Source organism: Streptomyces sp. NPDC103540 (genome assembly GCF_055584445.1).
Map to the genome: position 1 here is coordinate 460,750 of NZ_JBVJMA010000002.1, position 20,266 is coordinate 481,015.

Below are 20,266 nucleotides of genomic sequence, written 5' to 3' on the forward strand. Positions count from 1 at the left end.
CCGTGGACCGATCCGCCTACCTGGCTTACGACTATCCGGTGCTGGGCGCGTTCTGGACCGTGATGTGGATCTTCCTGTGGGTCATGTGGCTGATCCTGCTGTTCCGGATCATCGTGGACCTCTTCCGCGACCACGAGATGAACGGCTGGGTGAAGGCCGCGTGGCTGTTGTTCCTGCTGCTGATCCCGTTCCTGGGCGTCCTCGTGTACGTCATCGCACGCGGCAAGAACATGGGCAGGCGCGAGATCAAGCACGCGCAGGAACAGCAGGAGGCCTTCAACACCTACATCCGGGAGGCCGCCGGAACCTCGGGCAAGAGCACCGCGGACGAACTCGCCCGCCTCTCCGAACTCAAGGCCAAGGGTGACCTGAGCGAGGCGGAGTTCCAGCAGGCCAAGCAGAAGCTGCTGACCTGACCGCGCCCCGCCTGCCCGCCCGGCCGGCCGGGCGGGCGGGCGGGCACAGGGGCGACGCGGCCGTCACATGCGGGCGGCCGCGTCGCGGATGGCCTCGCGGATGCGGAAGTAGGTCCCGCAGCGGCAGATGTTGGCGATGGCGTCGATGTCCTCGTCCGTCGGCTCGCTCGTCCGCCGCAGCAGCGCGACGGCGGCCATGATCTGCCCCGGCTGGCAGAACCCGCACTGGGAGACGTCCTGCTCCAGCCAGGCCTCCTGCACCGGGTGCAGCCGGTCGCCTTCCGCGAGCCCCTCGATGGTGGTGACCCGCTTGCCCGCGCAGGCGGAGACGGGCACCACGCAGGGGCGGATGTCGGCCCCGTCGAGGTGGCTGGTGCAGGCCTTGCAGACGTCGACCCCGCACCCGTACTTGGGTCCGGTGACGCCCAGCATGTCCCGCAGGACCCACAGCAGCGGCAGGTTGTCGGGGGCGTCGACGGTGACGCTCTCCCCGTTGACGAAGAAGGTGTGCGAGGGCACGGCGATGCTCCAGGTTCGGGGGTCGGGGGCGCGCGCGGGCGGGATCAGCGCGGGTAGGGGGTGAAGTCGACGTCGAAGTCCAGGGGGAAGCTGCGGGGCTTGGAACCGGTGGCCCGGGCCCAGGCGTTGGCGATGGCCCCGACGGCGGCCGGCACCCCCAGCTCACCCGCCCCGCCCGGCTCGGTGCCGGTGGCCGGGAGCACGAAGACCCGTACGTCACGCGGGGTGTCCCGCTGCTGCGCCCAGTGGAACTGGCTGTAACTTCCCTCCAGCGGAAGCCCCTTGTCCAGGTGCAGCCCGGCCCGCAGGGTCGTGGAGATCGCGTCGGTGAGACCGCCGATCATCTGGGCCTCCAGCCCGCGCGGGTTGACGGGCAGGCCCACGTCGACGGCGATGACCGCCTTGGTGACCCGCGCCCGCTCGGGGTCGCGGGTGTCGATCTCCACCAGGCAGGCGGTGCGGGACTTGTACTCCTCGTGGAAGGCGATGCCCTGCGCGCAGCCGGCCGGCATGGCCCTGCCCCACCGCCCCTCCGCGGCCACCTTCTCCAGCACGGCGCGCTGGGCGTCCGTCTTCAGGAAGGCGCGCCGGAAGGCGTACGGGTCCTTGCCGGTGGCGGCGGCCAGCTCGTCGACCACGATCTCCTCGGCGCCCCGGGTGTTGGCCGAATACACCGAACGCCAGGACCCGGTGGGGATGCCGGTCGGCACTTCGGTCAGGGCCTGCGTGGTGAGCCCGAAGTGGTACGGGGACTTGATCGTGGTGAGGAACAGGGTCTGGGCGAGGGTGGCGTTGCCGATGCCCGACGGCAGGCTCGCGGCGGTGGCGGTGATGATCTCCCCGAGGCCGTGCCGGAAATCGGTCTCGGCGGCGGCGACCCGGTGCTCGAAGCTCAGGACCTCGCCGAGGAGGTGGGTGGCCCGGATGCGGTGGTGGGTCGCGGGACGCATCCGGCCGTGGCGGGTGTCGTCCACCCGCGTCCACATCAGGCGCACGGGACGGCGGCAGGCCTTCGAGACCCGGGCCGCCTCCAGGGCCGCGTCGAAGAACAGCCGGCGGCCGAAGGAGCCGCCCGCCTGGACGACGTGCACCTTCACCGCGCCCACGGGCAGGCCCAGCTCGGCGGCGATGGTCTGCCGGGCGACGATGGGGGACTTGAGGCCGGACCAGATCTCGGCCCGGTCCTCGCGCACGTCGGCGATGGCGGAGTTGGTCTCCATCGGGGCGTGGCTGACGAAGGCGAAGTCGAACTCGGCGTCCACGTACGGCGTGAGCAGCGGCGGCAGCAGCGGCGCCGGGTTGGCGGCGCGCAGCTTCGCGCGGACCTGCGCGTCGGAGAGCCGGTCGGCGGGGCCCGGGCCCCATTCGACCCGCAGCGCGGCCTTGGCGTCCATGGCCTGGCCGAAGGTCTCGGCGACGACGGCGACGCCGGTGGGGACGGTCACCACGTGCAGGACCCCGGGCATCGCCCGGACGGCGTCGAGGTTGGTGACGGCCGAGACGGTGCCCCCGAGGGTGGGCGGACGGCGCAGCACGCAGGGCTTGGCGCCCGGTACGTCGAGGTCGAGCGTGTAGCGCTGGGCCCCGGTGACCATGGCGCGGGCGTCGACCCGGCCGGTGGCCCTGCCGATCAGGGTGTGCCGCGCGGCGGGCTTCGGCGATGCCGGGGGTACGAGGAGTCCCGGCGCGGCGGCGGCCGCGGCGAGGGCGCCGTAGTCGGCGGTGCGTCCGTCGGGGGCCCGTACGGAGCCGGCCGCGGTGGTCAGGCCCGCGGCGGGGACCTTCCACCGCGCGGCGGCGGCCGCGACGAGGCGGGCGCGGGCGGTGGCGGCGCACTGGCGGACGGGGCCGTACAGCGAGCGGATGGAGTTGGAGGAGCCGGTGAGCTGGTTGAACAGCAGCTCGGGGCGGGCGTCGTCGAGTTCCACGCGGACGGTGTGCAGGGGTGCGTCGAGTTCCTCCGCGACGAGCATGGCGACGGCGGTGGTGAGGCCCTGGCCGACCTCCTCGCGCGGCAGCCGGAAGCGGATCGTGCCGTCCGGGTCGACGGCGAGGGCGAGCAGGGCGGAGGTGGGGGCGCCGGCCAGGATGAAGAGGTCGCCGAGGTCCACCAGGTCCGCGATGGCGGGCAGGGAGGGGATGGCGGCCGCGGCCGGCTGCGGGGCGAGCGCGTCGGCCCCTGCGCGGGTGACCAGGGCCAGGGTCGGGGCGGCGACCAGGTACGTCAGGAAGGAACGTCTGTCGGGTCCGGCGGTGCCGCCTCGTCGTGTCTTCATCCGTTCCGTCCCCGCCCCTGTTCCGTTGTTCCGTCCCGCCCGCGCGGGCGGCCCCGGCTCGTTACCGACACGTAGGGTAGCGATCACCGGGTGGGGTGGGAAGGGGCATCGCGCCCGCGGGGTCCTTCGTTCGGGGGGTCCCCCTGAAGGAGCAATGACCGCCCCGACGGACGGAAAAGGCCCCGGTGGAGCCCCGTACACCCCGTCCGCGTGCTCGAACGGACCGCCCGTGACGGCCGGTTTCCGGCCGGTCCTGCCGGTCCCCCGCCCGCGTTCGACCGAACCCCCCGCGAGGCGGACGATGGAGTGGACGGAAAGGAGGTGTGGCGAGATGGCCACCTTCATGGATGTGCACACGGGTATGAAGGGCATCACCGCCGACCAGCTGATGGAGGCGCACCGGGCGGACCTGGCGATCGAGGCCGAGGAGGGCGTGCACTTCAAGCAGGCCTGGGCCGACCCCGACTCGGGCACGGTCTACTGCCTGTCCGAGGGACCCTCCGCCGAGGCGGTGCAACGGATCCACGAGCGGACCGGACACCCCGCGGCCGAGATCCACCCGGTGCCGGTGAGCGTCTCCTGACGCCCGCACGCCCGCCCGCCGCGCGGGTCGCGGCACCCGGTCGGGCCCGTGGATGCGGGCCCGACCTCGGCTGACCGGATTCGTTCGCACAGGGACAAGCCGGACGGGGAGGCCCGGGGCATATGCCCCGAGCAAGAACGTTACGGATGTTGCCAAACGCCTTACAGGCCATCGCCCGCTGTGCAACAGTCGTAACCGGTCCTTCTTTCAGACCTGGCCGTGCCGCGCCTGTATCGGAGTCCTCATGCCCTCCCACCTGTACGCGGACCGTCCCGCGCAGCCGCCAGAGCCCGGGTCGGTGGACGCCCTGATCTCGCAGACCCGCCGGCTGCGCGGAGAAGTGGACGCGGTGCGCCGCGACACCGTCGTCGACGACGACGACGCCCAGGGCCGTTGGCAGCGGGCGCTGTGCGACCTGGCCGTCCACCACCTCGACGACCTGGGCCAGCACCTGGGCCAGCTCAAGGAGGGGCTGCCGCCCGTTCCCGACCGGGCGGAACCGCCGCAGGCGCCCCCGGAGTCCGCGCCCGAGGACCGCCAGACCCGCGTCGGCAGCGCCGAGTGGAACCTGCTGACGGACGAGGTCACCTGGTCCGAGGAACTCTTCCAGATCTTCGGCCGCTCCCCCGAGTCCGGCCCGCTCCCCCTCGACGAACTGGGCTCCACCCTGTTCTCCGAGGACCAGCCGCTGCTCACCGCGATGGTGACCGACTGCCTGGTCGACGGGAAGCCGATAGACGGGGAGTTCAGGATCGTCCGGGCCGACGGCCGTGTCCGGACGCTCCACATGAGGGGCGAGCCGGTCCTCGACTCCGACGGCTGCACGGCCTCCATGTGGGCCGTGCTGCGGGACGTGAGCGAACTGCGCAGGAGCCAGCGGGCGGTGCGCGAGTCACGCGACTCGCTCCAACGCCGGCGGGAGATCGCGCAGACGGAGCACCGGCTGGCGGTCGAACTGCAGGAAGCCGTGCTCCCCCCGTGGCGCGGCTCCCTGCGGTTCCCGCACGACCACGCGGGCGCGATGGACGTCGCCGCGCACTACCTCCCCTCCTCGACCAGCGCGCTCATCGGCGGCGACTGGTACGACGCCCTCGAACTCCCCGACGGACGCTCCCTCCTGACGGTCGGCGACCTGACCGGACACGGGGTCACCGCCACCTCCGGGATGGCGATGATGCTCGGCGCCCTGCGCGGGATGGCCATGGCCGGCATCGAGCCGGGCCCCCTGATGGGGTGGCTCAACCAGTTGCTGGAGGCCTCCGTCCAGCCCGCCCTGGGCTCCGCCGTCTGCTGCCGCTACGACCCCGCCCGCCGCGTGCTCACCTGGGCGCAGGCCGGACACCCCGCGCCCCTGCTGTTCCGCCGGGGGCAGGGTCGCGCGCTGCAACCCCCCGAGGGCGTCCTGCTGGGGGCCACCTCCGGGGCGGCGTACGGGCAGGCCGAGGAACGGCTGGAGGAGGGCGACGTACTCGTCCTGTACACCGACGGACTCACCCCGCGCAGCATCGAGTTCAGCCGGGCCGACGCGACCGAGCGGCTCCTCGCCATGGCGCCCCGCCTCACCGTCGCGCGTTCGGCCCGGGACTGCGTGCGGATGGTGACGGAGGAGTTCGGCGAGAGCGAGCGCGAGGACGACGCGTGCGTGCTCGTCGCCCGGATCGGCGGCTGACTCCGGCACGGGCGGACGGTCGGCGGGACGGTTGACCCGTCAGCGGGATTCGAGGGCCGCGCCCCGCGGGGTGCGGCCCTCCTCGTGCTCCGGATGCGGTCTGCCGTCCGGAGCCACTCAGATCACCGCACCCCGCTCCAGCGGCGACGGGCTGTTCGGGAGGGCCTGCTTGATCTCCTCGCGCAGGTCCTCGATGCGCGCGTAGCCGGCGTACTGGCCGGTGAGCCGGTACATCTCGCGCAGTCGGTCCCACGTGCGGTGGGAGGAGGTCTCGTTCATGGAGACCAGCGCGAGCCGGGCGTAGCGGTCGGCCTGTTCCGGGTCGTCCGCGATGAAGCAGGCCGACGCCATCGAGATGTAGTCGAAGATCTGCGAGCGCTGGTAGCCGTCGCCGCGCAGCCGCAGCGCCTCGCGGGCGTGGCGCGCGGCCACCGGCGCCGCCGAGGCGTCGTGGTCGGCGAGGGTCCGGTACGCCAGGGCCTGCATGCCGTGGAGGTCGGCCTCGTCGAAGTGCTGCATCCAGGAGGGCGGCGGGACGTCGCCCTTGTCGGAGACGAACAGGTCCTCGGCCTCGCCCAGCGTGCGGCGCATGGCCTGCCCCTTGCCCATGGCGGCCTGCGCCCAGGCCTCGATGGTGTGCAGCATGGCGCGGGTGCGCGGCAGGGTCTGCTCGCCCGAACCGGACTTCGCGAGCTTCATCAGGTCCAGGGCCTCGCCCGGCTTGCCCAGGTGGACCATCTGGCGGGCGGCCCGGGACAGGGCCTCGCCGGCGCGCGGGCGGTCGCCGCCCTCGCGGGCCGCGTGTGCGGCGATGACGAAGTACTTCTGCGCGGTCGGTTCGAGGCCGACGTCGTGCGACATCCAGCCCGCCAGCACCGCCAGGTTGGCCGCCACCCCCCACAGCCGCCGCTGGAGGTGGTCGGGGTGGTGGTAGGCGAGCATGCCTCCCACCTCGTTGAGCTGGCCGACCACGGCCTTGCGCTGGAGTCCGCCGCCTCTGGAGGCGTCCCAGGCGCGGAAGACCTCGACGGAGCGCTCCAGGGCCTCGATCTCCTGGGAGCCGATGGGGGCGGCCTCGTAGCGGTCGTAACCCGCCGGATCGGCCTGGTAGGAGTCGCCGAAGCGCTGTGCGGGCACGCCCGCGGCGGGGTCGGTGTGCAGCCAGTCGTACATGGCGTTGCTGAGGACTGAGCCGGCGGTGAGCGCGGCTCCCGCGCCCATCAGACCGCGACGGTTGAGCATGAGGTCCATTCCCGTGAATTCGGTGAGGACCGCGGCTGTGCGTTCGGGCGCCCAGGGCACGCCGTCGGGGTTCTCCTTCGCCCCGTCCGGCTGCCTCTTGGTGGTGCGCCGCTGCCGTACGAACCCGAGGTCCTCGATGGTCACGACACGACCGAGCCGCTCGGTGAACAGTGCTGCCAGTACCGTGGGCACCGGCTCGCGCGGGGTCTCCCCCATGTCGATCCAGCGCCGCACCCGCGAGGTGTCGGTGGCCAGCTGGTGGTGGCCCATGGCGGCCGCCTGCCGGTTGACCATCCTCGCCAGTTCGCCCTTGGACCAGCCGGCCAGGCCGAACAGGTCGTTCAGACGGGTGTTTGGACCCTTGCTCACGTCAAGCCCCCAGGTTCTCGGCTGAGTTGACAGTAGCCCCCCGTCAGGTGACCGGGGACTATTCGCCAGGGTTCGCCAGGGCACGCCCGGTGGTTCGCCAGGGACCGCCGGGTGTCAGGTAGGAATGCGCCTCCCCGCCCCGGTCACCGGCGGAACTCCCCAGGGTGAAGTACGGGATCGGCGGGGTGGCGTACGCAACTCGTCGGCGCACGAAGGGAACCGTAAACGCCATGTACGCAGCAACGTCCTCCGTGTCCGCCCCGGTCCGGTCGCACCGCACGCTCCAGGCGGGCGGCGGCCCCTACCTCGAACCCGGACGCCCGACCCCTCCGGTGCAGGGCGCCGTGCGCTCCCGGCGGTTGCCGGGTGCCGGACCGCAGCCGCTGAGCGGAAGACTCGACCTGTCCGGCCCGCAGGGGGCGCAGTTGCGCACCGCGCTCGCGTCGGTCCAGCGGATCTGTCCGGAGTTCGCGCCGGTGCAGGTGCTGCGGCGCAGCGGCCGTTCGGTGCTGCTGGTGGGCACCACGGGTCGGACGACCGTCGTCGCGAAGGTTTTACTGGATCACTCGCCCGAGTGGCGCGAGCGGTACCGGCACGAAATAGCGACGTACCGGGCGTTCGTCCGGCACCGCCCGCCGGTCCGGGTGCCCCGGCTGATCGCCGCGGACCCGGAGAACTGCGTCCTGGTCGTGGAACGGATGGCGGGGCGGGTCGCGGCCCTTCAGCGGCATCCCGTGGAGGCCCCGCCGAGGCCGGACGTGCGGACGGCGCTGGGCGCCGTGTGCCGGGTCAACCAGTGGCGACCGCCGGCGGAGCTGTTCGGCCAGCCGGTGGACTACGCCCGTCGGATCACGCGGGACCACGAGCTGGGGCTGCTGACCGACCGGGACTTCGGCGACCTCCAGAAGCTGCTGCACGGGGTGCGGGTGGCGGGGACTCCGTGGCAGTTCAACCACGGTGACGCGCTGCTGTCGAACCTGTTGCTCTCCCCCGCCGGGCCGGTGCTCCTCGACTGGGAACACGCGGGCTGGTACCTGCCGGGCTACGACCTGGCCACGCTGTGGGCGGTCCTGGGTGACGCGCCGGCGGCACGCGCCCAGATCAGCCGGCTCGCCCAATCGGCGGGCCCGGTGGCCCGGGACGCCTTCCTGGTGAACCTGATGCTGGTGCTGACGAGGGAGATCAGGATGTCCGAGACGGCGGTGCAGCGCTCGATGCTGGCCACCGCCCCCGACCGGCCGTTGCCCGTGGGGGCACTGTCTTGCGGAGAGGAACAGCGCCTGCTGCTGCGCCGCCTGCACGACGACGCCGGGATGGCCCGCAGGGCGGTCCGGGCGGCCGTCGGCACCCGCTGACCCCCTCCTCGCCCGGCGATCCCGTGGCCCGCACACCTCCCGTGCGGGCCACGGGCGTTTTCGCGTGCGCGCGCCACGGCTCCGGGCTCCCGCGCCGCGCTCGCGGGGGTGGCGCGCGGGCCTTGACATCACATGATCCCCCGAACACCTTTTCTGACTCGGCATCAGAATCGCTGGCGCCGTCCCTTCTCCCCCGAGCGGTTGGAGCCTGCCCATGACCGAGAGTCCGGATCGCACCCGCCCCGCCCTGCCGTCCCGTCGGACGGTGCTCGCCGGAACGGGGGCCGGGGTGCTCGCCGCCGGCCTGTTGCCCGGCGCCGTCGCGCGGGCGGCCGACGGCCCGCTCGGCGAGTACGACGTGGTGGTGGTCGGCTCGGGCGCCGCGGGGATGACCGCCGCGCTGACCGCCGCGAAGCGGGGGCTCAGCGTGCTGGTGGTCGAGAAGGCGCCGACCTTCGGCGGTTCGGCCGCCCGCTCGGGGGCCGGCATCTGGCTGCCGAACAATTCGGTGATCCTGGGGGCGGGCGTTCCGGACACCCCGGAGAAGGCGGAGCGGTACCTGGAGGCGGTGGTCGGCCCGGAGGTGCCGGCGGACCGGCGTCGGGCCTTCCTGGCCAACGGGCCCCGGATGCTGGACTTCGTCATGGCGAACAGTCCGCTGAGGTTCCGGTTCATGGACGGCTACAGCGACTACTACCCGAACCTGCCGGGCGGGCTGCCGAACGGCCGCTCCATCGAGCCCGACCAGATCGACGGCAACCTCCTGGGCGCCGAACTGGCCCGGCTGAACCCGGCCTACATGCCGGTTCCGGCCGGGATGGTGGTGTTCAGCCAGGACTACAAGTGGCTCAACCTGGCGGCCGTGAGCGCGCGGGGTCTCGCGGTGTCCACCGAGTGCCTGGCGCGCGGGACGAAGGCCGCCCTGCGCGGGGAGAAACCGCTGACGATGGGTCAGGCCCTGGCCGCGGGGCTGCGGGCGGGCCTGCTGCGGGCCGGCGTTCCGGTGTGGCTGAACAGCCCGCTGGTGGACCTGGTGCGGGAGGCGGGCGCGGTGACCGGGGTCGTGGTGGAGAAGGAGGGCGTACGGGGCGTCGTACGGGCCCGCAAGGGGGTGGTCATCGGCTCGGGCGGGTTCGAACACAACGCGGAGATGCGCGAGCGGTACCAGCAGCAGCCGATCGGCACGCAGTGGTCGGTGGGCGCGAAGGAGAACACCGGGGACGGCATCCGGGCCGGCGAACGGGCGGGCGCGGCGCTGGCGTTGATGGAGGACGCCTGGTGGGGTCCGTCGATCCCGCTGCCCGGGGAGCCGTACTTCTGTCTGGCGGAGCGGACCCTGCCGGGCGGCCTGATCGTGAACCGGGCGGGGACCCGGTTCGTGAACGAGGCCGCGCCGTACAGCGACGTGGTGCACGTGATGTACGAGAAGGACCGCGCGGCGGCGGGTTCGCACATCCCGGCCTGGCTGATCGTGGATCAGAACTACCGCAACAAGTACCTGTTCAAGGACATCCTCCCGATGCTGCCCTTCCCGGAGGCCTGGTTCGATTCGGGGGCGGCGCGGAAGGCCTGGACCTGGGACGCGTTGGCGGGGCAGATCGGGGTGCCGGCGGGTGCCCTGCGGGCCACCCTCAACCGGTTCAACGCGCAGGCGTGGAACGGGACGGACACCGACTTCCACCGGGGGGACACGGCGTACGACCACTACTACACGGACCCCAACGTGCAGCCGAACTCGTGTCTGGCGCCGATCTGGGCGCCCCCGTTCTACGCCTTCCGGATCGTCCCCGGGGACCTCGGCACGAAGGGCGGGATCGTCACGGACGCGCGGGCCCGCGCGCTGCGGGAGGACGGCTCCGTGATCCGCGGCCTGTGGGCGGCGGGGAACGCGAGCGCGGCCGTGATGGGCCACAGCTACGCGGGCGCCGGCTCGACGATCGGGCCCGCGATGACGTTCGGCTACGTGGCGGCGAACGACATCGCGGACGCGTAGCGCCGGATCGGACCGTCTACGGTGGGGCCCCCGCCCGGCGGCGCGGGCGGGATGGCAAACGGCGGCGGGTCGGTGTCCCGGCCCGCCGGTCAGCCCTGCTGGAACAGCTCGGCGGGGAGCGGCTTCAGGAGCGCGTACAGGTCGTCGGTGATCGGCCGGTCCCAGCTGGCGATCGTCACGAGGACGTTGTCGCTGCGGTCGAACTGCACGCAGGAAATCCTGCTCTCGGAGAGCTTGATCTTGCGGACGATGAGGAGGTTGTCGCCCTGCATGACGGGGCAGTCCTCGGCTCCGGTGACCTCGACGTCCTCGTCGTTCTCCAGGGCGGCGAGGAGCTGGGCCACCTCGAAGGGGACCTCGCCGTCGGCGAGGTCGCGGGCCGGGGATCCCTCGGGGAGGTTTCCGATGATCATCGCGGGGCCGCGACCGCCGAAGAGGTCGTAGCGCAGGAAGACGCCTTGGCAGCTGCCGTCGGCGGCGGGCAGCAGCCCGGCCCCGAGGTTGCCCGGCCAGTCCCCCGGGTCCATGGCCAGGACGTCGAAGTCCGGGCCGGCGGGTGTGGCGGCGCGGTGGCGGCGGAGGAAGGACATGCCGCCATGGTACGTGGCCGCGCGGCCTTTCCGACGCGGGGGCCGGCCTGCGCCGCGCGGAACCGGAGGGGCCGCGCGGCGGGCCGGCGGCCCGGCGATCCGTCCGTACGGGGTGCTCATCAAGGCTGCTCCTTACGGGTGGGCGGGGGGCCGGCCCCGCGGCGGACGCCCTGGTCAGACGGGAGGGACCAGTGTGAACCAGTGGTCCGCGAGGGTCGGGGCGCCGGTGAGGCGGAGCCGGTCGGCGGGCAGTCGTTGCCAGAGGAACAGCATCAGGTCGGAGGCGGTGCCCGCGAGCTCCAGGGGGACGGGGCCGTCGTCCGCGGGGGTGGAGCGGACCTCGCCGCCGCGGAACTCCACCGTCCAGAGGTGGGGGCCGTCGGTGCGGCGGAAGCGGTAGCGCTCCCCCGTGCCGGGCGGGGCCTGCGTCCAGCCGCGGCGGGCGGGGGCCATCACCTCGAACGTCTGGGCGACGGCGTCCGCCGCGAGGTCGGGGTCGAAGGGGGCGGGCGGTGCGGTGACCGCTTCGGCGTCCCAGCGGTGGACGGCCTGCTCGATGGTCTGCATCCGCAGCCAGAAGCCGCTGGTGCGCTCGGGGGACCAGCTCCAGACCGGGACGTGCGGACCGAGTCCTTCCAGGGTGTCCGCCAGGTTCCGGGCCGCGGCGGCGGACCAGTCGAGGAGCGGGGCCGGCACGGGCGCCGTGGTGGGGGTCCGCCCGGGCACGGGCCAGTCGGCCATGGCGACGGGGTCGGTGGGGTCGACCGGGAGGTCGTAGAGGGAGGGGTCGGTGGGGTCCGCGGGGGGTTCGGCGAGCCGTTCGCGCAGGACGTGGGTGAGGAAGCGCTGGACGCCGCCGAGGTGCCCGATGAGGTCGGAGACCGACCAGCCGGGGCAGGACGGCACCATCGGCGGTCGACGCCCGGGATCGACCGCCCGCCGGACGGCCTTCTCGAACGCCGCCGCCTCGGCGCGCAAGAGGCCGACGCGGGCGGGGTGGTCCAGGTGTTCCGAGTGATCCATACGGGCACCCTGCCCCGTGGCCGCCGGAGCCGCGCCGGGTTGAGCCGGCGGCGAACGGATGCGAGTCCCAGGGCCTGTCGTCACACTCCTGTCGTCGCCCGGAGGGCGGCCCCGCGGGAGTTTGACGACAGGTTTTAGGGGGTGACGGGGCGCGGGGTGCGGGAGTGTTCGGCGGTCACGGGGGGCGCGTCGTCGGAGGGCAGGGGTCCGCCGAGGCCGATGAGCTGTTCGGTGAGGCCGGCGGTGAGCGCGTCGGCCCCGCAGGTGCGGGCGGTGAGCAGGGCGCGGGTGAGGGTGGGGGCGTCGCGCAGTTCCGTGCCGAGGGCGCCCAGGGCGCGGGCCAGTTCGTAGCCGGCCGGGGAGGACTCCAGCTGGTTGACGGCCTCCCACAGCAGCGGGACTCGGTCCTGCGGTTCGGCGACCTCGGCCGCGACGCGCAGGGCCTGCCCGATCGCGGAGGGCGCCCCGAAGGCGCGGGCCCGGCGGAGGGCTTCGGCGGCGAGCTCGCGGGCCCTGGCGGGGTCCTCGGGGGCCACCGCGCGGGCGAGCAGCAGCCGCCAGGGACACCAGGCCGGGTTCTGGATGCCGCGCGGGGTCAACCGTCGCTCCACGGCCTCCAGTTCGACGGCGGCGGACTTGCGGTCGCCGAGGGCGAGGAGCAGTTCGGCGTAGACCGTCTGGGAGTCGGGGAAGACGACGGCCGCGGGGAAGGGCTCCCCGTACTCGTGTTCCTGGGCCAGTCCCCAGGCCTCGTCGACGCGGCCCCGGGCGATGAGGGTGGTGACGAGGATGGCGATGGCGTACCAGTGCACGGGCGTACGGCGGCCCACGCGTTCGGCGAGTCGCAGGCCGGCGCGGGCGAGTTCCTCGGCCTCGACGAGCCGTCCGCGCCGGTAGCGGATGTAGGCGCGCAGGCTGTAGGCGAAGGAGAGGTGGGCGCCGTGCCAGCCCTGGCGTTCGAACTCGGCGGTGCCGGCCTCGAAGAGTTCCTCGGCGCGGCCGGGCCGGTCCGCGTACATGTGGACCATCGCGGCCAGGACCGGGACCTCGAAGCCCCGGTCGGCGTGGGCCCAGCTGAAGGGGGTCTCCAGGACCCGGTCGGCGTGGTGGAGGACCACGTCGACGTTCTCGCCGCGCAGGCAGGCGTCCCAGGCGCGCAGGCCGATGACGTAGCGCTCGGTGAGGTCGCGGCCGGTGAGGTGGTCGGCGAGTTTGGCCAGGCGGCGGGAGCGGGCCGGGGAGTCGGGTTCGGCGGCGTCGAAGGCGTCCCACATGAACTGTTCGGACTGCAGGCGCAGTCGGGCCCGGGCGTCCTGGGTGTGCGGTATCTCGCGGGCGAGCAGGTCGGAGGCCTCGCGGAGGTGGTCGCTGTGGGCGAGGACCTGGGCGAGGCGGATGACGATGCCCTGGCGCAGGGCCGGGTCCTCGACGGGTTCGGCGAGGGCGGCCCGCAGGTGGTTGACGGTGTTGGCGGGTTCGGTGAGCAGGGAGGCACAGCCGAGTTCGTAGAGGACGGCGGCGCGTTCGTCGAAGTCCGGGGGCTCCTGGAGGGCACGGGCCAGTTGTCTGCGGGCGGCCTCCGGGGCGCCGGAGCGGAGGTTCTCGGCGGCGGCCTCCCGCAGGGTGCGCACCACCCAGGGGTCGCTCTCGGGCTGGGTCTCCAGGAGGTGGCGGGCGGCGGCCGCGGAGCCGAGCCCGGCGTCGACGACGGCGGCCGCGGTCCTGCCGTGGAGGGCGACGCGCAGGGCGTCGGGGATGGCGCGGTAGATGGCGGTGGCGATGAGGGGGTGGACGAACTCCAGTCCGCCCTCCTCCTCGTCCGCGGGGCCGGCCAGGATGCGGGCGGCCCACAGGCGGCGCATGGCGTCTGCGGCCTCCTGGGCGCCGAGTCCGGCGACGCGGGCGGCGATCTCGCGGGGTATGGCGGTGCCGAGGACGGCGCAGGCCCAGGCGAAGCGGACGGTGGAGGGGCCGAGGCTGTGGAGGCGGGCGACGAGGCCGCTGCCGCGCTGTGCGGCGGCGAGGTCGCGCAGGAGCGGGGCGCTGGCCTCGGTGGGGTCGAGGCCCTTGGCCCGGACCTTGGCGGTGAGTTCGACGGCCTCGAAGGGGTTGCCGGTGGTGACGGCCCAGGCCTCGCGGCAGAAGGCGTCCTCGGCGTGGTCCCCGACGGCCTCGCGGACGAGGGTGGACACGGCCGCCGCGCTCAGCGGGGCGAGGGTGAGCGGGCGTCGTCCGGCGCGGCCGGGCAGGGTGCGGAAGGCCTCCGCGTGCGCCGGGAGTTCGTCGGGGCGGTAGGCGACGACGAGGAGCAGCGGCAGGTTTTCGGCGCGCGGGGCGAAGGCGGCGAGCCATTCGAGGGATTCGGGGTCGGCCCAGTGGGCGTCGTCGAGGACGAGGACGACGGGAGGGCGTTGCACGATGAGGTGGGTGAGCACCCAGTCGAGTCCGTCGCGCAGCCCCTGGGGGTCGGGTGCGGCGCCCTGTTCGGGGGCGCACAGGCCGAGGGCGGGGCCGACGATGGAGTACCAGCCGCCGAGGGCGGCGCGCAGGTCGGCCTCGGGGCGGCCGGCGAGCTGGGGTTGGATCAGTTGGCGGGCCACGTGGAAGGGCTGGCTCTGCTCCTGTTCGCCGCCGCGTGCGGCGAGGAGGGTGCAGTTGCGGGCGAGGGTGCGGCGGCGCACTTCCGCGAGGAGCGTGGTCTTGCCCAGTCCGGCCGGGCCGGAGAGCGCGAGCAGCCCTCCGCCGGCCTCGGGCCCGGGCTCGGTGAGCCGGTCCAGGGCCTCGTCGACGGCGACGAGTTCGGCTTCGCGTTCGAAGATCGTGCGCCGTGTGCGGGTCCGTCGATCCGTCATGGCTGGTACCCCCCACGCCTGTTCGGGGCATCAGCGTACGCCCGCGTGCGCGCCGGTGAGGGGTTGAGGTCGGGAAAGATCGGAATGTTTTCCGGATTTCGCTATTCAGTCGAACGGATGGCCAGTCGCTCCAGTACCGCGACCGCCTCGGCGGCCCGTTCCTCGGGCACGAAGAGGTGGTCGTGGTGGTAGCCGGCGATGACGTTGCAGCTGAGGCCGTGGGCGGCGAGTTCGGCGGCGAAGGCGCCGGTGAGGCCGACGGCGTCGAGGGCGGAGTGGACGCGCAGGGTGATCCAGCCCGCGGTGTAGGCGTAGGCGAGGCCGGCGGCGTCGGCCTCCTCCCGGCGCAGGACCAGGGTGCGGCCCTCGGCCTCCAGGACGGTGGCGACGGGGTCGAGCCCGGTCGGCAGGGAGGCGCCGGCGGGGAGGGTGCAGAAGACGTAGCTGCCGTCGTTCAGCTCGGGGCGCATGCCGCTCAGCAGTTTCCGCAGGTCACGTTCTCCGCTCATGCCCCCACCCTACGCGGCGGCCCCGGGGACGGCGGGGCGTGCCCGCCCGGCGGGCCGGGCGGGCACGCCGGGGGGCCGGCGTCAGGTGCGGTCGTACGTGCCCCCGCCGGCGTTCAGGACGAACCTGCGCCACCCGCCCGGTGCGAAGACCAGCGACGGGCCGTCCGGGCGCTCCGCGTTGCGCATCGCGATGAACCCCTCGACGAAGGCGATCTGGACGTCGCCCGCCTCGCCGCTGCCCGGTCGCCAGTCCGCCCCGCTGAGATCGAGCGTCCTGCGGCTCCAGGCGGCGAAGGGTCGCGAAACCATGCTCTCGGCCACGTGCGTGCTCCTCCCGGTACGTCGTCCGGGGGCCCAGGGTAGCCATCGCGGGCGGTGTCGGACAGGGCACGGTGCGTCACCCCGGCGCACGGGGCGTCGGGGTGGCGCACGGCCGCGATCGGGTGGCCGTTCGGGGGCCCTTCGGGTGGTCCTTCGGGTGGTCCTTCGGGTGGCCGCCCGGGCGATCCTTCGGGTGGTCCTTCGGGTGGCCGCCCGGGCGATCCTTCGGGTGGTCCTTCAGGTGGTCGGCGGTTCGGCGCCGACCAGCCACATGGCGAAGAACTGGGCCCCGCCGCCGTAGGCGTGGCCCACGGCCCGGCGGGCGTCCGGGATCTGGTGTTCCCCGGCCCCGCCGCGGACCTGGAGGGCCGCCTCCGCGAAGCGGATCATGCCGGAGGCGCCGATCGGGTTGGTGGACAGGACGCCTCCGGAGGGGTTGACCGGCAGGTCCCCGTCGAGTTCGGTGACCCCGGCCTCGGTGAGCTTCCAGCCCTCGCCCTCCTCGGCGAAACCGAGGTTCTCCAGCCACATGGGCTCGTACCAGGAGAAGGGGACGTACATCTCGACGGCGTCGATCTCCCGGCGCGGGTCGGTGACGCCGGCCTGCCGGTAGACGTCGGCGGCGCAGTCCTTGCCCGCCCGCGGGGAGACGAAGTCCTTGCCGGCGAAGAGCGTCGGTTCGCTGCGCATGGCCCCGCCGTGCAGCCAGGCGGGGGGCCGGGGGGCGCGGGCGGCGCCCGCCCGGTCGGTGAGGACCATCGCGCAGGCCCCGTCGGAGGAGGGGCAGGTCTCGGAGTAGCGGATGGGGTCCCACAGCATGGGCGAGGCCTGGACCTTCTCCAGGGTGATGTCGTGCTCGTGGAGGTGCGCGTAGGGGTTCTTCAGCGCGTTGCGGCGGTCCTTGTAGGCGACGAGCGAGCCGACGGTGTCGGGGGCGCCGGTGCGCCGCATGTACGCGCGCACGTGCGGGGCGAAGAACCCGCCGGCGCCCGCGAGCAGCGGCTGTTGGAAGGGGACGGGCAGGGACAGGCCCCACATGGCGTTGGACTCGGACTGCTTCTCGAAGGCGAGGGTGAGGACGGTGCTGTGGACGCGGGCGGCGACGAGGTTGGAGGCGACCAGTGCCGTGGAACCGCCGACCGAGCCGGCCGTGTGGACGCGGAGCATCGGTTTGCCGACGGCGCCGAGGGCGTCGGCGAGGTACAGCTCCGGCATCATCACGCCCTCGAAGAAGTCGGGGGCCTTGCCGATGACGACGGCGTCGATGTCCGCCCAGGTCAGTTCGGCGTCGGCGAGGGCGCGGGCGGCGGCCTCGCGGACCAGGCCGGCGATGGACACGTCGTGGCGGGCGGCGACGTGTTTGGTCTGGCCGATCCCGACGACGGCGACGGGCTCCTTGCCCGATGTGCTCATGCTCGGTCCCCTTCCAGGACGGCGACCAGGTTCTGCTGGAGGCAGGGGCCGGAGGTGGCGTGGGCGACGGCCCGGTCGGAGGCGCCCCGGTGGATCCGGGCGGCGGCCTCGCCGATGCGGATGAGGCCGGCGGCCATCATCGGGTTGGCGGCGAGCGCCCCGCCGGACGGGTTGACGTCGACCTCGTCGCCGAGGCCGAGGGCCCGGCGCAGGACGACCTCCTGCGAGGTGAACGGGGCGTGCAGTTCGGCCGTGTCCACCGGGGCGTCGAAGAGTCCGGCGCGTTCGGCGGCCAGCCGGGTGGACGGGGAGTCCGTGAGGTCGCGCAGGCCCAGTCCGTGCGCCTCGATGCGGTGGTCGATGCCGGTGATCCACGCGGGGCGCGCGCACAGCCTGCGCGCGGTGTCGCCGGCGGCCAGGACGATCGCGGCCGCGCCGTCGCCGACGGGCGGGCAGTCGCCGGTGCGCAGCGGGGCGACCTCGTGTCCGCCGCGCCGTGGCGCCCCGCGCAGTTGGGCGTGCGGGTTGTCGGCGGCGGCGGCCAGGCTGCGGGCGCCGATGGCGGCGAGGGCGTCCTCGTCGGTGTGGCCGGCGTCGATCAGGGCGCGGGCCTGGAGCGCGGCGAGGGCGACCGCGTCGGGCCACAGGGGGGCGACGTAGTAGGGGTCGAGCTGGCGGGTGAGGACGTCGCGCAGGGAGCCCGGGGAGGACTTCCCGTAGGAGTAGACGAGCGCGGTGTCGGCCTCCCCCGTCTGGATCTTGACCCAGGCCTCGTAGAGGGCCCAGGCTCCGTCCATCTCGACGTGGGACTCGGAGATCGGCGGCCAGGCGCCGACGCCGTCGAGGGTCATGGTGAAGGAGAAGGCGCGGCCGGCGAGGTAATCGCTGGAGCCGGAGCAGGTGAAGCCGATCTCGCCGGCCTTCAGTCCGGTACGGTCCAGCACCTCGTGCAGGACCGGCATGACCATTTCCACTTCGCTGAGTTCGTCGGTGCGGCGCAGGTGGTCGCTCTGCGCGAACGCGACGACGGCGACCTCGCGGGCGGGTCCGGTGGCGGTCGGGGGCATCAGATGAGCTCCTTGTACGCGTCGTAGTCCGCGTCCGGCTCGCCGGTGGGGCGGTAGTGGTCGGGGTGGCGGCCGCCCTCGGTCCACACCGGTTCGACGCGCAGGCCCATGCGGACCCGGTCGTACGGGATGCCGCCGATCCGGGCGTGGAGGGCGAGGTCGGCGCCGTCGAGGGCGATGTGGGCGTAGACGTAGGGGACTTCGATGTCCAGGTTCCTGGCCTTGATGTTGACGATGCAGAAGGTGGTGACGGTGCCGGCCGGTCCGACCTCGACCCGGTCGGTGGTGGCGACGCCGCAGGTGGGGCAGGCGCCGCGGGGAGGGACGTACACCTTGTGGCAGGAGGGGCAGCGCTCACCGACGGTGCGGTGCTCGGCGAGGGCGTTGATGTAGGCGGTCTGGGACCGGCCGGGGCTGTAGGTGTAGTCGAGGCGCGCCTCGGCGACGATGCCGGTGACGGGGTCGGCGAAGCGGCCGTCGTGCGGGGCGGCGGCCCGTCCGGGGGGCTCCTCGGCGTCGGGCTCGAAGCAGGCGATGTCGGTGATGGCGCCGGTGCGTTCGGCGGCCCAGCGGATCCGGACCCGCATGCCGGTGGTGACGGCTTCGGGGCCGGGGGCGTCGAGGGCGTGCAGGATCGCGGTGTCGGCGCCGTCGAGTCGGACCAGGGCCCAGGCGAAGGGGGTGTCGAGGGGCTGGTGGGGGCGGGGGGCGCCGTTCCAGGCCCAGGTGGTGACGGTGCCGGTGGGGGCGACCTCGACGAGTTCGCGGATCTCCTCGGCGGTGACGGGGTCGTACTCGACGGGCGGGACCATCACCCGGCCGTCGCCGGTCCTGACGCCGAGGACGACGCGTTCGCGCAGCCCGGTGAGGAAGGCGCTCTGGACGGGCCCGAGCGAGCGGGTGAAGGGGAACTCTACGACGAGAGGCGCGCGGAGCACCTCGGGTGGGGACGCGGCGGTCACGGTGGTCTCCGATGCTCGATGCGGGTGCCGTGCGGGGGCGGGGCACGTGCGGGGGCGCCGGTGCGGGGCGGTGCCGTGCGGGGGTGCGGGGCGGTGCCGTGCGGGGGGTGCCGGTGCGGGGCCGTGCGGGGGGTGACGGTGCGGGGCGGTCCCCGGCGGGATCGCGCGCGGGGCGGGGGCGGGCGCCGGGACGCGTGCGGGTGCGGGGCGGCCGCGGCGGGCGGCGCGGGGCGGGGCGCGGCGGGCGTCAGGCCCGGCGGTAGACCGGCGGGCGCTTCTCGGCGAAGGCCCGCGCCCCCTCCTTCGCGTCGGCGGTGTCGAAGACGGGCCACCCGCGCGCCAGTTCGGAGGCGAGGCCGTCGGTCTCGGTCATCGCGGCGGTCTCGTACACCGAGGCCTTGACGGCCTCGACGGCCAGCGGCCCGCACGCGTTGATCCGTTCGGCGATCTCCAGGGCGGCCTCCAGGGCCGTCCCCTCGGGCACCACCCGCCCCACCAGGCCGATCCGCGCGGCCTCCTCGGCGTCGTAGGGGCGGCCGGTGAGCAGCATCTCCAGCGCGTGCGTGCGCGGGATCTGGCGGGGCAGGCGGACGGTGGAGCCGCCGATCGGGAACAGGCCCCGCCTGACCTCGAACAGTCCGAAGGTGGCGCCGGCGCCGGCGACGCGGATGTCCGTGCCCTGGAGGATCTCGGTCCCGCCGGCCACGCAGTAGCCCTCCACGGCGGCGATGACCGGCTTGCGCGGCCGGTGGTGGCGCAGCATGGCCTTCCAGTGGAGGTCGGGGTCGGCCTTGAGCCGGTCCCGGTACCGGTCGCCCGCCATGCCCCCGCCGGCGAGCGCCTTGAGGTCCATGCCGGCGCAGAAGTCGCCGCCCGCGCCCGTCAGGACCACGGAGCGGACCGTGTCGTCCGCGTCCGCTTCGAGCCAGCCGTCGTAGAGCCCCACCAGCAGGGGAAGCGAGAGCGCGTTCTTCGCCTCCGGCCTGTTCATGGTGAGTACCAGCGTGGCGCCCCGGCGCTCCACGGTCAGGTGTTCCGTCCCACCCATTGCCGTCCTCCCGTCTCAAGACCTAGAACAGGTTGCAGGAGGGGAGGGTGCAGTTCAAG

At 73.9% G+C, this 20,266-nt stretch carries 17 protein-coding genes; 5 read left to right on the forward strand and 12 right to left on the reverse strand.

What is annotated here, in order from left to right; genetic code table 11:
- The first annotated feature begins 2 nt into the window (after positions 1-2).
- Positions 3-416: an SHOCT domain-containing protein gene (locus tag ACZ6ZI_RS06675; protein ID WP_363054127.1), complete on the forward strand. Its 414-nt coding sequence runs from the start codon at positions 3-5 to the stop codon at positions 414-416.
- 63 nt (positions 417-479) lie between these two features.
- Here ACZ6ZI_RS06675 and ACZ6ZI_RS06680 read toward each other — a convergent pair whose 3' ends face one another.
- Positions 480-935, reverse strand: coding sequence for a (2Fe-2S)-binding protein (locus ACZ6ZI_RS06680; protein ID WP_469516968.1), 456 nt, complete (start codon positions 933-935; stop codon positions 480-482).
- A 44-nt stretch (positions 936-979) separates the two neighbouring features.
- A complete protein-coding gene (locus ACZ6ZI_RS06685) occupies positions 980-3,211 on the reverse strand; it encodes a xanthine dehydrogenase family protein molybdopterin-binding subunit (protein WP_469516971.1) in 2,232 nt (743 codons plus the stop codon).
- A gap of 331 nt (positions 3,212-3,542) precedes the next feature.
- Between ACZ6ZI_RS06685 and ACZ6ZI_RS06690 the strand changes: the two genes are divergently transcribed.
- Positions 3,543-3,794, forward strand: a complete 252-nt coding sequence (locus ACZ6ZI_RS06690; protein WP_469516974.1) for an SCO4226 family nickel-binding protein — start codon at positions 3,543-3,545, stop codon at positions 3,792-3,794.
- A 244-nt stretch (positions 3,795-4,038) separates the two neighbouring features.
- Complete coding sequence (locus ACZ6ZI_RS06695; protein WP_469516978.1) at positions 4,039-5,463, forward strand: PP2C family protein-serine/threonine phosphatase; 1,425 nt, start codon at positions 4,039-4,041, stop codon at positions 5,461-5,463.
- A 117-nt stretch (positions 5,464-5,580) separates the two neighbouring features.
- Here the strand turns inward: ACZ6ZI_RS06695 and ACZ6ZI_RS06700 are convergent, their stop codons facing one another.
- On the reverse strand, positions 5,581-7,074 hold the full coding sequence (locus tag ACZ6ZI_RS06700; protein WP_363054132.1) for a DNA-binding protein NsdB: 1,494 nt from the start codon (positions 7,072-7,074) through the stop codon (positions 5,581-5,583).
- A gap of 230 nt (positions 7,075-7,304) precedes the next feature.
- On the opposite strand from ACZ6ZI_RS06700, the gene ACZ6ZI_RS06705 reads away from it, so the two are divergent.
- Both ACZ6ZI_RS06705 and kstD read left to right on the forward strand, forming a co-directional pair.
- Positions 7,305-8,429, forward strand: coding sequence for an aminoglycoside phosphotransferase family protein (locus ACZ6ZI_RS06705; protein WP_469516982.1), 1,125 nt, complete (start codon positions 7,305-7,307; stop codon positions 8,427-8,429).
- A gap of 214 nt (positions 8,430-8,643) precedes the next feature.
- Complete coding sequence (gene kstD, locus ACZ6ZI_RS06710) at positions 8,644-10,422, forward strand: 3-oxosteroid 1-dehydrogenase (protein ID WP_469516986.1); 1,779 nt, start codon at positions 8,644-8,646, stop codon at positions 10,420-10,422.
- Between the two features lie 89 nt (positions 10,423-10,511).
- Here kstD and ACZ6ZI_RS06715 read toward each other — a convergent pair whose 3' ends face one another.
- From ACZ6ZI_RS06715 to ACZ6ZI_RS06755, 9 genes are all read right to left on the reverse strand, one after another.
- Complete coding sequence (locus ACZ6ZI_RS06715) at positions 10,512-11,012, reverse strand: hypothetical protein (protein ID WP_363054136.1); 501 nt, start codon at positions 11,010-11,012, stop codon at positions 10,512-10,514.
- A gap of 174 nt (positions 11,013-11,186) precedes the next feature.
- Entirely contained in the window at positions 11,187-12,035 is an 849-nt protein-coding gene (locus ACZ6ZI_RS06720) for a maleylpyruvate isomerase family mycothiol-dependent enzyme (RefSeq protein WP_469516989.1), read from the reverse strand.
- 134 nt (positions 12,036-12,169) lie between these two features.
- A complete protein-coding gene (locus ACZ6ZI_RS06725; RefSeq protein WP_469516992.1) occupies positions 12,170-14,887 on the reverse strand; it encodes an ATP-binding protein in 2,718 nt (905 codons plus the stop codon).
- A 101-nt stretch (positions 14,888-14,988) separates the two neighbouring features.
- Entirely contained in the window at positions 14,989-15,396 is a 408-nt protein-coding gene (locus ACZ6ZI_RS06730) for an ACT domain-containing protein (RefSeq protein ID WP_469516996.1), read from the reverse strand.
- An 81-nt stretch (positions 15,397-15,477) separates the two neighbouring features.
- A complete protein-coding gene (locus ACZ6ZI_RS06735) occupies positions 15,478-15,717 on the reverse strand; it encodes a DUF397 domain-containing protein (protein WP_363054140.1) in 240 nt (79 codons plus the stop codon).
- A 237-nt stretch (positions 15,718-15,954) separates the two neighbouring features.
- A complete protein-coding gene (locus ACZ6ZI_RS06740) occupies positions 15,955-17,130 on the reverse strand; it encodes a thiolase domain-containing protein (RefSeq protein ID WP_469517000.1) in 1,176 nt (391 codons plus the stop codon).
- Positions 17,127-18,197: a thiolase domain-containing protein gene (locus tag ACZ6ZI_RS06745; protein ID WP_363054142.1), complete on the reverse strand. Its 1,071-nt coding sequence runs from the start codon at positions 18,195-18,197 to the stop codon at positions 17,127-17,129. The genes ACZ6ZI_RS06740 and ACZ6ZI_RS06745 overlap by 4 nt, the downstream gene beginning before the upstream one ends.
- Positions 18,197-19,159 (reverse strand): Zn-ribbon domain-containing OB-fold protein, encoded by a 963-nt coding sequence (locus ACZ6ZI_RS06750; RefSeq protein WP_469517005.1) that lies wholly within the window; start codon positions 19,157-19,159, stop codon positions 18,197-18,199. The genes ACZ6ZI_RS06745 and ACZ6ZI_RS06750 overlap by 1 nt, the downstream gene beginning before the upstream one ends.
- Positions 19,160-19,406: 247 nt before the next feature.
- Positions 19,407-20,207: a crotonase/enoyl-CoA hydratase family protein gene (locus ACZ6ZI_RS06755; protein ID WP_469517007.1), complete on the reverse strand. Its 801-nt coding sequence runs from the start codon at positions 20,205-20,207 to the stop codon at positions 19,407-19,409.
- Positions 20,208-20,266 lie beyond the last annotated feature (59 nt).

What these genes read in the sequence shown, in the direction of transcription:
- ACZ6ZI_RS06690 (WP_469516974.1), top strand. Translation starts at nt 3,543, where the DNA reads ATGGCCACCTTCATGGATGTGCACACGGGTATGAAGGGCATCACCGCC.
- ACZ6ZI_RS06725 (WP_469516992.1), bottom strand. Translation starts at nt 14,887, where the DNA reads ATGACGGATCGACGGACCCGCACACGGCGCACGATCTTCGAACGCGAA.
- ACZ6ZI_RS06685 (WP_469516971.1), bottom strand. Translation starts at nt 3,211, where the DNA reads ATGAAGACACGACGAGGCGGCACCGCCGGACCCGACAGACGTTCCTTC.
- ACZ6ZI_RS06715 (WP_363054136.1), bottom strand. Translation starts at nt 11,012, where the DNA reads ATGTCCTTCCTCCGCCGCCACCGCGCCGCCACACCCGCCGGCCCGGAC.
- ACZ6ZI_RS06755 (WP_469517007.1), bottom strand. Translation starts at nt 20,207, where the DNA reads ATGGGTGGGACGGAACACCTGACCGTGGAGCGCCGGGGCGCCACGCTG.
- kstD (WP_469516986.1), top strand. Translation starts at nt 8,644, where the DNA reads ATGACCGAGAGTCCGGATCGCACCCGCCCCGCCCTGCCGTCCCGTCGG.
- ACZ6ZI_RS06730 (WP_469516996.1), bottom strand. Translation starts at nt 15,396, where the DNA reads ATGAGCGGAGAACGTGACCTGCGGAAACTGCTGAGCGGCATGCGCCCC.
- ACZ6ZI_RS06740 (WP_469517000.1), bottom strand. Translation starts at nt 17,130, where the DNA reads ATGAGCACATCGGGCAAGGAGCCCGTCGCCGTCGTCGGGATCGGCCAG.
- ACZ6ZI_RS06705 (WP_469516982.1), top strand. Translation starts at nt 7,305, where the DNA reads ATGTACGCAGCAACGTCCTCCGTGTCCGCCCCGGTCCGGTCGCACCGC.
- ACZ6ZI_RS06695 (WP_469516978.1), top strand. Translation starts at nt 4,039, where the DNA reads ATGCCCTCCCACCTGTACGCGGACCGTCCCGCGCAGCCGCCAGAGCCC.
- ACZ6ZI_RS06720 (WP_469516989.1), bottom strand. Translation starts at nt 12,035, where the DNA reads ATGGATCACTCGGAACACCTGGACCACCCCGCCCGCGTCGGCCTCTTG.
- ACZ6ZI_RS06745 (WP_363054142.1), bottom strand. Translation starts at nt 18,197, where the DNA reads ATGCCCCCGACCGCCACCGGACCCGCCCGCGAGGTCGCCGTCGTCGCG.